General features: G+C 63.9%; 13 protein-coding genes. 7 read left to right on the top strand and 6 right to left on the bottom strand.

The genetic code is table 11. From position 1 onward, the window contains the following. The first annotated feature begins 146 nt into the window (after positions 1-146). Positions 147-1,628, top strand: a complete 1,482-nt coding sequence (locus ACX80A_RS12610; RefSeq protein ID WP_459260086.1) for an NAD-dependent succinate-semialdehyde dehydrogenase — start codon at positions 147-149, stop codon at positions 1,626-1,628. Here ACX80A_RS12610 and ACX80A_RS12605 read toward each other — a convergent pair. The 3 genes from ACX80A_RS12605 to ACX80A_RS12595 are packed head-to-tail and all read right to left on the bottom strand — an operon-like array spanning position 1,625 to position 6,537. Continuing rightward, complete coding sequence (locus ACX80A_RS12605) at positions 1,625-4,036, bottom strand: transglutaminase family protein (RefSeq protein ID WP_459260085.1); 2,412 nt, start codon at positions 4,034-4,036, stop codon at positions 1,625-1,627. The two genes, ACX80A_RS12610 and ACX80A_RS12605, sit on opposite strands and share 4 nt — an antisense overlap. Then, on the bottom strand, positions 4,033-5,478 hold the full coding sequence (locus ACX80A_RS12600) for a DUF58 domain-containing protein (protein WP_459260084.1): 1,446 nt from the start codon (positions 5,476-5,478) through the stop codon (positions 4,033-4,035). The genes ACX80A_RS12605 and ACX80A_RS12600 overlap by 4 nt, the downstream gene beginning before the upstream one ends. A 9-nt stretch (positions 5,479-5,487) precedes the next feature. Further along, a complete protein-coding gene (locus tag ACX80A_RS12595; protein WP_459260083.1) occupies positions 5,488-6,537 on the bottom strand; it encodes an AAA family ATPase in 1,050 nt (349 codons plus the stop codon). 180 nt (positions 6,538-6,717) lie between these two features. On the opposite strand from ACX80A_RS12595, the gene ACX80A_RS12590 reads away from it, so the two are divergent. The 4 genes from ACX80A_RS12590 to rsmA all read left to right on the top strand — a co-directional run bounded on the left by ACX80A_RS12590 (position 6,718) and on the right by rsmA (position 9,966). Then, a complete protein-coding gene (locus tag ACX80A_RS12590) occupies positions 6,718-7,641 on the top strand; it encodes a TatD family hydrolase (protein WP_459260082.1) in 924 nt (307 codons plus the stop codon). A gap of 256 nt (positions 7,642-7,897) precedes the next feature. Continuing rightward, the gene (locus ACX80A_RS12585) at positions 7,898-8,173 is read left to right on the top strand and encodes a ubiquitin-like domain-containing protein (RefSeq protein WP_459260136.1); all 276 of its coding nucleotides are present in this window, start codon (positions 7,898-7,900) and stop codon (positions 8,171-8,173) included. 32 nt (positions 8,174-8,205) lie between these two features. After that, entirely contained in the window at positions 8,206-9,048 is an 843-nt protein-coding gene (locus ACX80A_RS12580) for a transglycosylase family protein (protein WP_459260135.1), read from the top strand. A gap of 27 nt (positions 9,049-9,075) precedes the next feature. Then, positions 9,076-9,966, top strand: a complete 891-nt coding sequence (gene rsmA, locus ACX80A_RS12575) for a 16S rRNA (adenine(1518)-N(6)/adenine(1519)-N(6))-dimethyltransferase RsmA (RefSeq protein WP_459260081.1) — start codon at positions 9,076-9,078, stop codon at positions 9,964-9,966. Positions 9,967-10,127: 161 nt separating this feature from the next. On the opposite strand, the gene ACX80A_RS12570 is transcribed toward rsmA, so the two are convergent. The 3 genes from ACX80A_RS12570 to ACX80A_RS12560 are packed head-to-tail and all read right to left on the bottom strand — an operon-like array spanning position 10,128 to position 11,940. Continuing rightward, positions 10,128-10,727 carry a DUF3618 domain-containing protein gene (locus tag ACX80A_RS12570; RefSeq protein ID WP_459260080.1) on the bottom strand — a complete coding sequence of 200 codons (600 nt, stop codon included), beginning with the start codon at positions 10,725-10,727 and terminating at the stop codon, positions 10,128-10,130. Then, positions 10,724-11,173: a phage holin family protein gene (locus ACX80A_RS12565; protein ID WP_459260079.1), complete on the bottom strand. Its 450-nt coding sequence runs from the start codon at positions 11,171-11,173 to the stop codon at positions 10,724-10,726. Before ACX80A_RS12565 ends, ACX80A_RS12570 begins: the two co-directional genes overlap by 4 nt. Then, positions 11,173-11,940, bottom strand: a complete 768-nt coding sequence (locus ACX80A_RS12560) for a hypothetical protein (RefSeq protein WP_459260078.1) — start codon at positions 11,938-11,940, stop codon at positions 11,173-11,175. Before ACX80A_RS12560 ends, ACX80A_RS12565 begins: the two co-directional genes overlap by 1 nt. A 150-nt stretch (positions 11,941-12,090) precedes the next feature. On the opposite strand from ACX80A_RS12560, the gene ACX80A_RS12555 reads away from it, so the two are divergent. Together ACX80A_RS12555 and ACX80A_RS12550 are read left to right on the top strand one after the other, a co-directional pair. Beyond that, a complete protein-coding gene (locus ACX80A_RS12555; protein ID WP_459260077.1) occupies positions 12,091-13,065 on the top strand; it encodes a 4-(cytidine 5'-diphospho)-2-C-methyl-D-erythritol kinase in 975 nt (324 codons plus the stop codon). A gap of 64 nt (positions 13,066-13,129) precedes the next feature. Beyond that, positions 13,130-14,938, top strand: a complete 1,809-nt coding sequence (locus ACX80A_RS12550; protein ID WP_459260076.1) for an ABC-F family ATP-binding cassette domain-containing protein — start codon at positions 13,130-13,132, stop codon at positions 14,936-14,938. Positions 14,939-15,208: the final 270 nt, after the last annotated feature.

Below are 15,208 nucleotides of genomic sequence, written 5' to 3'. Positions count from 1 at the left end.
CATTGTGCACCCGGACAGCGCTTGGTGGGTGGTGCCGTGCAGGCTGGCATGGACAGGCCTGCAATGGCGGGTCTAGCGTGGTGCAGGGCGGCGAGCGCCGCAACGACGAATTCCCATCCCGCAGAACCTCTTGGAGGAAATCGACTATGGCAGTTACTACCCAGCGTGAGCAGGAACTTTTGGCCCAGGTTCCCACCGGGCTGCTGATCGGCGGAAGCTGGCGGGACGCCTCCACGGGGAAGACCTTCGACATCGAGGATCCGGCAACCGGAAATACCCTGCTCACGATCGCCGATGCCAGCCCGGCCGACGGGATGGCCGCGCTCGACGCCGCTGCAGCCGCCCAGGCCAGTTGGGCACGCACCTCCCCCCGCGAACGGGGCGAAATCCTCCGGCGTGCCTTCGACCTGGTGACCGCCCGGACCGAGGACTTCGCGCTGCTGATGACCATGGAAATGGGCAAACCGCTCGCCGAGGCTCGCGGTGAAGTGACCTACGGTGCCGAATTCCTGCGCTGGTTCTCCGAGGAAGCGGTGCGTGCCACGGGCCGTTACTCCACCGCGCCCGATGGCAAGACCCGCATCCTGGTCAACAAAAAGCCTGTCGGGCCCTGCCTGTTGATCACGCCGTGGAACTTCCCGCTGGCCATGGCGACCCGCAAGATCGCTCCAGCCATCGCCGCCGGCTGCACGATGGTCCTCAAGCCAGCGAACCTGACGCCGCTGACGTCGTCGTTGTTCGCCGCTGTCCTGGCAGAGGCTGGCCTGCCCGCCGGCGTGCTGAACGTCGTCCACACCTCCGACGCCCAGGGCGTCACCGGGCCCCTGATCGAGGACCCACGCCTGCGCAAACTGTCCTTCACCGGGTCGACGCCGGTAGGCCGGAACCTCCTGGCTGCGGCAGCCAAGAACGTGCTGCGGACATCAATGGAATTGGGCGGCAACGCGCCGTTCGTCGTTTTCGCCGACGCCGACGTCGACGCCGCAGTGGCCGGAGCCATGCTCGCGAAGCTTCGAAACATGGGTGAAGCCTGCACAGCAGCCAACCGGTTCATCATTCATGAATCGGTCGCTGCGGAGTTCGCCGACAAGTTCGCTGCGAAAATGAAGACGCTCGAAACGACCCGCGGCACTGAGGACGGGTCCACGCTTGGCCCGCTGATCGACGAAAAGAGCCGCACCAAGGTCCATGAGTTGGTCACGTCAGCGGTCGACGACGGCGCAACAGTTGTGGTGGGCGGGGAACCGGTGTCCGGCCCCGGCTACTTCTACCAGGCGACAGTGCTCACCGATGTGACCCCCGGATCACGGATCCTGCAGGAGGAGATCTTCGGCCCGGTAGCGCCGATCATCACCTTCGATACCGAGGATGAGGCAGTCCGGCTGGCCAACGACACCGAGTACGGGCTGGTCGCCTACGTCTTCACCCGCGACCTCAACCGGGGCCTGCGCATTGGTGAACGCCTTGACGTTGGCATGTTGGGTCTCAACGCTGGCGTGGTGTCGAATGCCGCTGCCCCGTTCGGCGGGGTCAAGCAGTCGGGGCTCGGCCGTGAAGGTGGCTCGGAGGGAATCGAGGAGTACCTTTACACCCAGTACGTCGGGATCGCTGACCCTACTGCTTCCTAACGCTGCTGCCGCCGGGGAACCGGCCGGAATCGTGACCGGGTACCGCGTGCAAGCGACCGGGGCAGTAATCGGGCCCGGGTTCTGGTTGACCGGCTACTGGTGTCACGGAGCGCACGCGCAATCAGTTCGACGTCGTCCCAGTGGCCTGCAGCCCGCCCGCCCGCACCGGCCGGCACGAACAGTTCGGGGTCCGAGTACTTTTCCGCCTCATAGGCGGTGCGGAGCCGGCCCAGGGCCGCGGCCGGTGCCGCATCGAGCTCAATCGCCGTATCGAGCTCAATCGCCGCAGCAAGACGGGAGACGAAGGTCCGTGGCGTATCTGTGGGTAGGGCCGGCTGGTCGTAGTCGGCGGCAAGATCAGTGGCTTCCGACCAGGCGATGGTGGCAGCACCCGGGCTCCCCTGTGACGCAGCGAACCTGCGACGGCGATTCCGGCGTCGCAGCGTGCGCAGCAGTAGCGGCACGAAGAGCAGAAGCACGGCTCCGACCAGCACCGCAGTGATCAGGGCCGAGGTTTCCCGGGCCTGATCAGGCCCAGCCCCGCCCGGCGTTTCCCCGTCACCGGTTCCGGGAATCGGTGCGCCAGGTTCGGCAACTGGGTTGCCACCGGGCGTCAGGTCGTCAGGATTCGGTTCCTGCGCACCCGGGACAAACTCGGTTTGAGCATAGTCGGGTACCACGCCGCGAGAGGGGGTGGGTTCGAACTTCACCCAGCCAACGCCGTCAAAATAAAGTTCGGGCCAGGCATGGGCGTCCCGGGACGTGACCGAAAACTCGGTGAGTTCCTGACCATCGGGGCCTTCTTCCGATTCACCTGTCGGATCGCCGGGCGCGTAGCCAACCGCCACCCTGCTGGGGATATTTGCCAGGCGTGCCATCACGGCCATGGCGCCGGCGTAGTGGACGCAGTACCCGGACCGTGATTCAAGGAAGCGGGCGATGACGTCGAGGCTGCTGCCGTCATACCCGCCCTCTACCGGGGCATCCACCGAGTAGATGAAGTCCTGTCCCCGAAGAAAATTCTGGATCGCCAGGGCCTGCTCGTAGGGATTGGAAATATTGGCCGTCAGCGACTCGGCAGTCTCCCTGATAATTCCGGGGGTGGTGTCCGGGAGGGCCAGGAACTGGGCGTCGACGGCGCCGTCGGGAACCGGCCCAATAGCCTGAAGGCGCTCACGGGTGAGTTCCGGGCCAGCGCTGAGCACATCGTACTGTTGTTGGGCGGTTGACCCGTTATCAGTGGCAATGATGCTGTGATTCAGCGGATCCCAGGCCCAGCGACCCGATAGGTTGGAGAAACCGACCGGGGCATAGGGTGCCAGCAGCCAGGGGCTGGTGAACGAGTCGGTAGTGACCCTGGTGGTCGTGACCACGCCGGAATCGATCGAGGCGCGCACTTCCCCGGTCCCCATTTCCTCCACTCCAGGCTCCCTGAGACTGTACCGCTGGTCCGGTTCCCACCGCTGCCCGCCGAAGTCCTCGAGGGTCACCGCCCGCAGATACAGCGGCTCGGGAGAGTCTGTGGCATAGGTGATCCGTCCGAAACCGTTGGGGTTCCGGAGATCATTTCCCAGGGTCACCACCGGGTTCAATCCGGTGGCGGTGCCCCACAGGTTCACCCTGGCCCCTTGCGGGAAGGCGCCGACATTGAATCCGGGCACGGCCAGGGGAACCACCACGGTCACCACCAGTGCCGCAGCGCCGATCGATAAGCCGCGGACCAGCCTGCCACCCGAGGCGTCCCGAGCCCCGCCGGCCGCCTGGCTGTCCCGCCACTGGGAGCACCCGAGGATCAGGAGGTATCCCATCACCGCCGCGACAAAACCGGGAACACCAACACTTTGCGGGAGCACGACGGCGGGAATTACCAGCAGGGCAAACAGCGCCAGACCGCTGGTCGCGGGCATCCGAAGGGTAGTGGCAAGGGTATCGGCAAGGATGGCGATCAAGCCCATTCCGGCGCAGACCGCCATGAAGATACCGGTCCCCGGCAGCACCGGGGCCACCTGTGACACCACGGTGTTCTCAGCGTGGTCCAACAGGATGGTCAGCCGCCCAGCCGATCCCTCGCCGGGGAATACCCCGAATACGCTGTGAGCCGGGAAGAACTGCCACACCAGCGACCCCACCAAAGCGACCAACCCGGCCGCCGGAACCAGCAGGCCGGGAAGACGAACACTGCGCGCGGCACCCATCACCAACAACACGCAGCCAACCGTGAACGCCACCGGGTTTAGCCAGGTCCAGCCCAGCACCACCGAGTTCAGGTTCAACGATGTCAACATCACCGCCGCGAACACCGCCGCCGTCGGCACCCAGTGCCGCTGATCTGAGCGCAGCCGTTTGCGAGGTGGCGGCTCAAGCCGTTGCGTCGGCGGCGCACTGGGACGGGGCAGGGTGGAGGTCACAACCGTCCTCCAGGGGCGGCCGTCGGCGACGTGACAGTGGTTTTGACCGTCGACGTGCTGGCGCCGCTGCGGGAATCGAAGTAGGTCCACGCTGCCCTCAGGTCAGCGGTGGGGGAGACCGCCACCGCATGCCAGCCGACGCCGCGCAGGATGTCCATTACCGGTTGAAGGTCCCGCGGCCGGTCGGCGATGAGGATCGCAAACGAGGCGGACCCGTACTCGGCGGCACCGGCAAGGTCCCTGGCCTCACCCGCGGTGATGGCTCCCAGAACAGCGACGAGTGGGCCACGGAATTTGTAGGTGGCGAGTTTGTCTATCATCGGATCCCCGAAGGGGGCGTTGCGTGTGGCCGCGGCCTCAGCAGTCTTCCCTGGGCGCGGCTGACGCCTGGGCGTCGTCCGTTTCGAGGGATCCGGAAGAAGTTCCAGGGCGGCTAACCCTTCGGCAACATTGTGGATCCCGGTCATCCCCGCATGTTCCTCCTCCTCCGGCCACGGGGCGGATACGGAGGACCTGAGCGCTGGCGCGCCGGTCTCATCCACAAACCGCAGGGCATAGTTCCGCTCCAGCAAGTGAGCCGTAATGGACATGGCGGCGATCACCGCCCACTCAAACCCGGGGGCGGACAGCAGCGACGTTCCTTCCTCGCCCCGGTCTGCCCCAAAAGCTCCGGAAAATCCTGAGTTGTACCTGGTCTGCCGTCGGTCGAGGATCAGGGTCGCCTCGGGGGTGGTCACTGACTCTTCCTGGCGGACCATCAGCTCGTTATGCCGGGCTGTGGCAGCCCAGTGCACCCTCCGCATCGGATCACCCGCCCGGTACTCGCGGGTCATCACATCGTCGTCGCTCGGGTTGGCATTGCGTCGGGTGACCGCGAATCCGTCCGCGCCACGGGCACCGGTCAGAAGCGAATGCGGCAGGTCAAGGGAGGCGGGGGTGACCACCAGCCGGTTGGTGCCACCGAGGGTGTGCCGGGAGGTGCCCAGCCCGAAGGGGTCGGTGAAGGCCGCGGTGACTGGGCCGACGTCGTACACACCACGGCTTGAGGACCGCAGCCGGTACTCGTAGTAGCTGGCGCCGCGGGTGGGATGCCTGGACGGGAAGTGAAACTCGGGCGAATCCCCGAACCGGGAGGGAAGCAGTTCGTGCATCACCACGCTCCCGCTTACAGGTCCGCTGGAGGCGACCGACAGGGTGACAGTGGAAGTGAAGCCGGTCTCCATGGTGTGGGGCGCAAATTCTCGCCCCACGGTGAAGCGCGGCTTGATCAGTCGCAGCATCAGCACCGACAGCAGCGGCAGGCACACCAGGAGCACTCCGACGTAGAGCAGATCGCGGCGGCCGAGGAACTGGGCAAACAACAGTGCCACGACGCCGGTGATCACCAGTCCCCACCCGCGTGGGGTGAGAATCCGGGACGGCAACCTGGCCAGCAGTCGCATCGGGTGGGCCTAGGTGCGCCGGGAGGAGTTAGCTGCGGCGCGTTCCACTGGAACCTTCGACAGGATTGCCGCCACCACCGACTGGGGTGTTTCCCCTGAACTTTGGGCTTTGCGGTCCAGGATCAGCCGGTGCGACAGGACCGCTTCGGCAACGGAAGCGACGTCGTCGGGCAGGACGAAATCCCTGCTCTCCAACGCGGCCCCGGCCTTTGCCGCCCGCAGCAGTTGCAGTAACGCGCGGGGGCTGGCCCCGAGCCGCAGCTGGTGGTGCCCGCGGGTGGCGTGGCCGATGGCCACCGTGTATTCGCGCACCGCCGGCGACACATAGACCCGCCTCACCTGGTCCATCATCACGGCGACGTCAGCGACGGTCGCCACCGGGCGGACCGCGTCCAGCGGCGACACTGACTGGTGGGTTTGCAGCATGTCCAGTTCGGCGTTGCGGTCCGGATATCCCATGGAGATCCGGGCCATGAACCGGTCTCGTTGCGCCTCGGGCAGCGGGTAGGTTCCCTCCATCTCAATGGGGTTCTGGGTAGCCACTACCATGAACGGTTCGGCCAGCCGGTAGGTACCGCCGTCGACAGTGACCTGGTGCTCCTCCATGCATTCCAGGAGCGCGGATTGGGTCTTCGCAGAGGCGCGGTTAATTTCATCACCAATCACGATGTTGGCGAAGACGGGACCGCGCCGGAACTCGAACCGGTGGGTGTCCTGGTTGTAGATCGACACCCCCGACACGTCGGAGGGTAGTAGATCGGGGGTGAACTGGATGCGATTCACCGTGCAGTCGATGGTGCGGGCGAGGGTCTTCGCAAGCAGGGTCTTCCCCACCCCCGGCACATCCTCCAGCAGCAGGTGGCCCTGGGCCAGGAGCACAGTCAGGGCCAGACGGGCGGCTTCAGGTTTGCCGTCGATGACGGTGTTGATTGATCCCAGGATTCGTCGGGCGGTCTCATCAAAACGCTCACCGGACAGCGCTGACATTCCACCCGTAGCGGGGGAGTGCTCGGGTTCGGTCCTGCCGTTGGGCGAGGCGTACTGGTTGGTGGAGTCCATGCGAACCTTCCGCGAACACTGCACGCCGGTGTGCAGTTAGTCGGTCAGCCCTGGTCGGATACGTCCACGGCTATCTTGTCCGTGGGGCACGCAGCAACTGCTTTCCTACAGATTACTAGGACAACTTGCTGTCGCGGGGATAAGTTCCGTAGCGGATGTGCAGGTGGTTAGGGTTGAGTCATGCCTGAAACAGCTACCCCCGCGGCGTACCGTCCTGCCCCGTCCAATACCGTTCCCGACGGCGACACCCAGCCCGCCGGAGAACGCCAGGATAAGCGGCACTACCCTCCTGCCCCCGAGCCGCTGCCCGTTCCGGTGATGGATAACCACACCCACCTCGACTTCCGGAGCGGCTTGCCCCCGGTGAGCGTGGCCGCAGCCCTCGACGCGGCCGAGGCGGTGGGCGTCTGCGGCGCGGTCCAGGTGGGGTGTGACCTTGAGTCGTCGCGGTTCACCGTTCAGGCTGTCACCCAGGAGCCCCGCCTGCTCGGGGCGGTGGCGATCCACCCCAATGATGCCCCACGGCTGGCCGAACAGGGGGTCCTTGAGGCCGCGCTCGCGGAAATTGAACGGCTGGCGGCTCATCCGCGGGTGCGGGCCATCGGCGAAACCGGGCTGGACTACTATCGGACTCCGGCCGAGGGGATCGACAGCCAGCACTATTCCTTCCGGCGGCACCTCGATATCGCCAAACGGCTGGAGCTTGCCCTGCAGATCCATGACCGGGACGCCCACGACGACGTCGTCTCGACCCTCCGCAGCGAAGGTGCGCCGGAGCGGGTGGTGTTTCACTGTTTCTCCGGCGACGCTGCACTGGCACGGATCTGCAATGACGCGGGGTGGTATATGTCGTTTGCCGGAACAGTGACGTTCAAGAATGCCGACAATCTTAGGGAAGCCTTGCGCCTTGCGGATCCGGCGTTGGTGCTGACCGAAACCGATGCTCCATTCCTGACTCCGCACCCGTTCCGAGGGCGCCCCAACGCTCCCTATCTGGTTCCGTATACGGTCAGGAGCATGGCTGAGGTACTCGGCGCCGACCTTGCCACCCTGTGCCAGGCGATCGCCGAGAACACGCGCAGGGTATACGGGGAGTGGGACTAACCCGGGCGGCGTTGTCGTCAACCGACTTGTCGGCGTATCACATTTCGGTTAAGGTGAGCATTTATTAGCCGGGGTCGGGGAAGGCTTTCCGTCTAATACAGCACTTTGCACCTCGGTGTTTTAGCGCCGCCGTTCTGGCGACCAAGCATGCCTGACTAGTTCCTGCCTTCGCGGCGGTGCCGCACCGGGAATACCCGTGTGCCGGTTGACTGTCGCGTTCCCCCGTGCCCGGATGAAGCCGACCGTAAGGGACTTTGTGGCGAGCAGATTCCGGTGGATCAGGACGATTGGCCAGGGCATAGTAATGATGTGCCTGGTGCTGGGGCTCGTCGCGTTTGTGGGCAACAACAAGTCAATCGACCTGCTGATCGATGGCCGGACGAGTACCGTCCAGACCTTCGGCGGCACGGTGGGGGAGGTCCTCGCCAACTCCAACGTGGTGGTCACCGCAAACGATCAGGTCAGCCCAGACCTTTCTGCGGCAATAGAAGATGGCTCAGCCATCCAGATCACGACGGCGCGGACACGATAGTTCACACCACCGGCTCCACGGTGGGGGATGTGGTGGACGAACTCGGTATCGAGAAATCCTCGGCAATCTCGGCCGAACTGGAAACGCGTCTGACCACCCTCAGCTCCGGGCTCGAGATCTCGACACCCAAAAACATCACGGTGATGGCGGATGGGTCGGAAGATACCCATACCACCACCGAGAAGTCGGTCCAGGACCTCCTCGACGAAGCGAAGATCACCCTCGGCGACGAGGATCGGGTGAGCGTCCCGCTCACGGCCACACTGGTCGATGGTCTCGGGGTGAAGGTCACCCGGGTGGATAGCGACCACCGGGAAACCATCACCGACACCATCAGCTTCACCACCGACGAAGTCGACGACGACACCCTCGCTGTAGGCGAGCAGCGCGTCCTCCAGGCCGGCGTCGACGGCGAACGAACAAGGGTCTACACCTCTGTGCTGGTTGACGGTCGCGAGGAGAACCGCACCCTTGTCAGCGACAAAGTGACGCAGGAGCCGGTCACCGAACTGGTGGCTATTGGCACACGGGAAGTCAGGCCGGAACCCCAGCCCAAGCCGGAACCCCAGCCCGAACCGGTGGAATCGTTCACACCCAGACCCGCAGGATCGAACGGCCCCGCGCCGGCTGACGGCGCGTGGCAGGCACTCGCGCAATGCGAATCCGGGGGCAACTGGTCCATCAATACGGGCAACGGCTACTACGGCGGCCTGCAGTTCAGCGCGCCGAGCTGGCTAGGAGCCGGCGGCGGCAAGTACGCTCCGCTGCCTCATCTGGCGTCTCCAGCGGAGCAGATCGCCACCGCCGAGGTCCTCAAACAGGGCGGTGGCTGGGGTCACTGGCCATCGTGCTCCGCGAAGCTTGGGCTGGGATAGCCCTGGTGCACGACTACCATGGCTTAGGTGACTCAGCCTCCTAACCCCCAGCCGATCCGGCCACTACTCGGCGCCAGCGATGTCCGCCGGTTGGCAGCCGAGCTGGACCTGCGGCCCACTAAAACCCTCGGCCAGAACTTCGTAATCGATGGCAACACCATTCGGCGGATTGTTGCTGCCGCCCAGCTCGGTCCCGAGGAGACGGTCCTTGAGGTCGGTCCAGGTCTCGGCTCGCTGACGCTGGGCCTGCTTGACGCAGCGCGACGGGTGGTGGCGGTGGAGATCGACCCGCTGCTGGCCGACCGGTTGCCTCACACCGTTGCTCGCTGGCGGCCGGACACCGCTGCGAACCTTGATGTAGTTCTCGAGGACGCGATGCGGGTCACCGCTCTACCGCATCCGCCGACCGCCTTGGTAGCGAACCTGCCCTACAACGTGGCGGTACCGGTGGTCCTGAATCTGCTGGAAAACTTTCCCTCCCTGCGTCACGGCCTGGTTATGGTGCAGGATGAGGTGGCTGACCGGATGGCCGCTGGTCCCGGCTCGAAGACCTATGGGGTGCCTTCGGTCAAGGCCGCTTGGTATGCAACGATGCGTAAGTCAGGTGTGATCGGGATGAACGTGTTCTGGCCGGCGCCCAAGATCGCTTCGGGATTGGTGGGGTTCGTCCGGCATGATCCGCCGGAAACCTCGGCCAGCCGGCGTGAAGTCTTCGCCGTCATCGATGCCGCTTTCGCTCAGCGGCGGAAGACATTGCGTGCAGCCCTCGCTGGATGGGCGGGTAGCCCGGTGCTGGCGGGGGAGGCGCTGGCCACAGCCGGGGTCGACTCGAGCCTTCGCGGGGAGATGCTGGATATCGCTGCGTTTGCCCGCATCGCCGAGGCCAAACCCGACCGGTCAGCATCGATCACCAGCTAACGGCCGTCGAGCCGACCACCCCAACAATCAAGACAACACCTATGACCGATTTTGCGACGAGTTCCGGTTATTTCTGATAACCCGACGCAGTCAGGCGGTGGCCTACGGGAGACTTCCGCATGCCACCGCCTGACTGTCGTGGTTCGTTCAGCTAGGTCCCGCTAGGACCGGCTAGCCTCGTTTTGAACGGTGTCCTGGGCGTCTTTAGCCTTGTCCTTGACGTCGGCGGCAGCTGATGTGCCCTCGTCCTTGACGGTTTTGGCTGACTCGGTTGCTGTTTCTTTCACCGAGTCCATTGCCTGCTGGGCCGGTTCCTTAATGTCCTCGGCCACCTGCTTAGCGGCGTCGGTGATGCCGGTGGTGAGGGGCTCAGCCTTTTCCTTCAGCGCCGTGGCAGCCTCTTTCTCCTTCTCGCTCGCCGGGATGAGCGAAGAGATCAGTAGCCCAGCCCCGAAGGCGATGAGTCCCGCCGCCAGGGGGTTGCCCCGGGTTTTAGTACTCAGCTGGTGAGGAGCGTCCTGCACCGCGCCGCTGGCGTCGTGGAGCGCATCCTTGGTACCGCGCGATGCGCTGTCAGCCGATCCCATGACTGACCCCACCACGGAATCCTTCAGGCCGCCCACAGCGTTCCGTACCTTATCGGTCTGGCGTTGGGCGATGTTAGACGGGCTGACTTTGTCCGCAATTGCATCGACGCCGGTTCCAAGCTCTAGACGGGTCCGTTCGATGTCGGCGCGGATCTGTTCTGGTGTCTGGTTCATGGGGTGTGCTCACCTGGTTTCAGAGTGGGGGGAATTTCTTTGATGGTTGCGGCAGTGTCGGGCAAGCCGCGTACGCTTTTCAGTTCCTTTTTGCCGGTCAGCGCGAGCACGGCGGCAATGATGCCCCAGATGACTGCGACGATCAGCGCAGCCCAACCGAGGTGAACCAGTTCTGCCAACGCCCACATCAGAGCGAGGGAGAGGAACAGTAAGACGAAGTGTCCGGCGACGCCGGCGCCCGCGAGCATCCCCGCACCCTTACCGGCCTTGGTTCCGCTTTCGCGTAATTCGGCCTTCGCCAGTTCAAGCTCCTGGCGCATCAGGGTGGACAGGTCGCGGCTCACATCGGTCAAAAGCGAGCCTAACGATTCGTTAGCCGACCGATCCTCGGCTTCGGTGCGTGGCGGTTCGTAGGCCTGGGACCCTCCGATGTGTGCTCCACTCATCAGCGCAGATCCCCATTGAATGGGCTGTCCTGGGTGCGTCGGCCCGGTTCGATAATTGGCTCTGAAGCCAACGGATCGGACACATAACCCGGCGTCGAATAGTCGGTACCGGCGACAATGCCCGCACTGGGCTGTGCTGGCACGGTTGGTGGGTATTCCGGGGCGGGGTTGGCAGGCGACGCGCTCTGAGCGTCCGATCCTGCCCCGGTCAGGCCACGGGTCAAACGCCCGGCAAGGAGGCCGGCACCGGCGGCAACCATGAGGAACGCTCCCGGACGACGGCGAGCGAAGCCCTTGACTTCTTCAATAAGTGACCCCGGATCCCGGCCTTCGAGCCAGCCTGCGACGTCGCCCGAGCGCTGAGCAGCCTGGCGGACCAGGCTATTCGCGGGTCCGGACTGATCCCCGTTATCGGCCATCGAGGCGAGTTCATCACTGATGGAGCGCAGCCCCTCGGCTGCCTTCTGCTGGCTATTACCCGCCTGATCCTTAATGTCGGATCCCAACTCGCCCAGCAGGTTCTTCGCCTGAGTGCTAGCTTCCTTGGCGACATTCTTCGCCTCGGTGCCAGCTGTCTTGGCGACGCCCTGAGCGGCCCCCAAACCTTCCTGGCCCACCTCTTTCGCCTGGTCCTTTGCCTTGTCTTTCACCCCGGCAGCACCACTGCGGTCTTCGGTGGATACAGTGGAGATCGACGAGGCGGACTGAACACGCTCTCCTGACGGCGTTACCGTCAATGGATCCTCTGACCAATTCTGGGTAGTCATAGTATTTCCTTCGGATAGTAATCCTGCTTACGTAGTACAAGATAAGCACGCTTACTACTATTTCGCAATGCTGAAGGTGCACGCTTCCTTTCCTTAGTCAGGCGGGCCAGGGTTTCCCGGTTCAGCGCCCTTTAGCCTAGGTTGGAGACTATGGAGGCAGGTAAAACGGCAGGATTGTTCGGTGGCGCACCGGCCAGCGTTCGCGTCCGCGCGCCAGGAAAGATCAACGTCTCGCTTCGTGTCGGCCCGTTGCGGGAAGACGGCTATCACAGTGTGGCGAGCGTCTACCTGGCAGTCTCCCTCTATGAAGAGGTGACCGCGACGCATAGTCGCGAGCCCGGCACGGTGGTCACAGTCAACGGTCAGGGCTCCCTCAACCTGCCGGTTGAGAGTATTCCTCTGGATGCCACTAATCTTGCCGCTCGCGCCGCGGCGGTGCTTGCTGAGCTGAGTGAGGACCCGACAGGCGTGCTGCTGGACATTACCAAGCGCGTACCGGTGGCCGGCGGAATGGGCGGAGGCTCCGCGGATGCCGCAGCCACCCTGCTGGCGTGTGATGCACTATGGAACAGCGGATTCTCCCGTGACGAGTTGGCGAAGATCGCGGCGGAGCTCGGAGCGGATGTACCGTTTGCGTTGGTAGGTGGTACAGCGGTCGGAGTAGGGGTAGGGGAGCAGCTGACCCCGGCTATCTCCAAGACACCGCTCTACTGGGTGCTTGTAACATCGGCCTATGGACTCTCGACACCCGAGGTCTATCGGACGCTGGACGAGCTCCGGCTGCGCGATGGTACCGAACCTGCTGTGCCGCCCGAGATTGACGCTCGAATACTCACTGCGATGCGTTCCGGGGATGCCCGGGCACTGGCTGAACTCTTGCATAACGACCTGCAGGCCGCCGCACTAGAGCTGGCACCGGAGCTTCTCGACATCCTGAAGGCCGGCGTGGAAGCCGGGGCGTTGGCTGGCCTGGTGTCAGGATCAGGACCAACTGTCGCGTTCCTCGCGGCGAACGAAGACCATGCCGCTGAACTAGCGGCGCAGCTCACCTCTGATGGTCTGGCCGCCGCCGCCGTGCATGGTCCGGTCCACGGTGCGAGAATTGTTACCGACCACATCGCCTGACCTGCCACCGAAGCTGGGCCAGTTCAAGCCATTTCTACCTTACCAATCAGGAAGCAGTACACCTTTGGCACATCTTCTGGGCGCTGAAAGCGTCAGCGTCACGTTTGCCACCCGCACCGTTCTCGACGGCGTTTCCCTCGGCATCGAGGACGGCGACCGCATCGGTATGGTGGGGCGCAACGGCGACGGCAAGTCAACCCTGATGCGACTCCTCGCTCAACGAGCTACTCCCGACGAGGGACGGGTCACCCGGCGTCGGGACGTGCACGTCGGATACCTGGATCAAACCGACGTTCTCGACGGAGATCTCGGCGTGGGTGAGGCGATCGTCGGCGATCAGGCAGATCACGAGTGGGCCTCCAACCCAAAAATTCGCGATGTGATGGGTGGCCTCGTCGCCGAGGTCGATTGGCACGCGAAGGTGTCATCGCTCTCGGGTGGACAGAAACGCCGGGTTGCGCTGGCCAAGCTCCTGATTGGCGACGACGACGTCATCATGCTCGATGAGCCCACCAACCACCTTGATGTCGAGGGTGTTGCCTGGCTTGCCCGCCACCTCGCGGAGCGGTGGCGTCCCACCGACGGCGGCCTGCTGGTGGTCACTCACGATCGCTGGTTCCTCGATGAAATCTGCACGCGCACCTGGGAAGTGCATGACGGTGTCGTCGACGGGTTCGACGGCGGTTATGCCGCCTACGTGCTAGCCCGTGCCGAGCGCGACCGGATGGATTCGGTTGTTGAGGGAAAGCGGCAGCAACTAGTCAAGAAGGAACTGGCGTGGCTCCGCCGGGGCGCCCCAGCGCGGACGGCAAAACCGAAATTCCGCATTGAGGCGGCGAACGCACTGATCGCCGATGTCCCCGAACCGCGCGATTCCCTTGCCCTGAGCAAGATGGCGATGGCACGCCAGGGCAAGGATGTTCTGGATCTTGAGGACGTGTCCTTGTCATTGGGAGACAAGAACCTCTTCGACGGAATTACCCTGCGGCTCGCTCCTGGTCAGCGGCTAGGGCTGGTTGGTGTCAACGGGTCGGGCAAGACCACGCTGTTGCGGATGTTGAACGGCGATGTTACCCCTGATGCTGGCCGATTGAAGAAGGGTAAGACGGTTCAGACGGCAGTGCTTTCCCAGGAGGTCAAGGAGCTTAATGAGCTGGAACACCTCCGGGTCACCGAAGTGATCGAGCAGGAGAAGCGTGTCTTCAGTGTTGGAGGACGTGAGGTTTCCGCAAGTCAATTGGTGGAGCAACTCGGTTTCACCAACCAGCGGCAGTGGACCATGGTGAAGGATCTGTCTGGTGGGGAGAGGCGCCGGTTGCAACTGCTGCGACTGCTGGTGGGTGAGCCGAATGTGTTGATGCTCGACGAACCGACCAACGACCTTGACACCGATACCCTTGCAGCGATTGAGGACGTTTTGGACGGCTGGCCGGGCACGCTGGTGGTTGTCTCGCATGACAGGTACCTGCTGGAGCGTGTGACTGACTCACAAATGGCGCTCCTGGGTGACGGGAAATTACGTGACCTTCCCCGTGGCGTCGACCAGTATCTTGAATTGCGCCATGCCGCGGGGACCGGGGCTGGTGCCTCCCCACTGAATTCCGATGATGGGCAGGGCAGTGCAGGGTCGTCACCGGGGTACAGCTCTGAGGAAACCCGCCAGGCGAAGAAGGATCTCACCCGTATTGAACGGCAGCTCGGTAAGGCTTCAGCGCAGGTCGAGCGGATTCAGCACCAAATGAATGACGGTGCTGCGGGGGAGGTTGACTTTGAGAAAATGGCGACCTTGAACAAGAAACTGCAGACAGTCCAGGCAGAACAACAAGACCTAGAGCTCCAGTGGCTCACCGCGGCGGAGGTCCTCGGTAAATAAAGTCCGGCCGTGAGGTGGATGGATCCCACCTCACGCCCGACCATGCTGGTGTGAGCTCGGACGGCACTGTTCAGAACGGCACTGTTCAGAACCGACTTCACCTTAGAAGGGTGGTGGGGTTTCCGGTGGTGTCGGTGGTGTGGGTGGTGGGTCTGGTTGGGTGAGGTAGGTTTCCCCGGCGGGGGAGATCGCGATGATGGTCCCGGGTTCGGGTTGGGTGTAGTGCCAGTAGCCTTCGGTTTTGAACATGTGGTGACGTTTACATAGGCA

The organism is Arthrobacter sp. TMN-50 (assembly GCF_054511125.1).
Note: the sequence above shows the minus strand (reverse complement) of the source record. Positions and strands in the feature narration are given on the sequence as shown.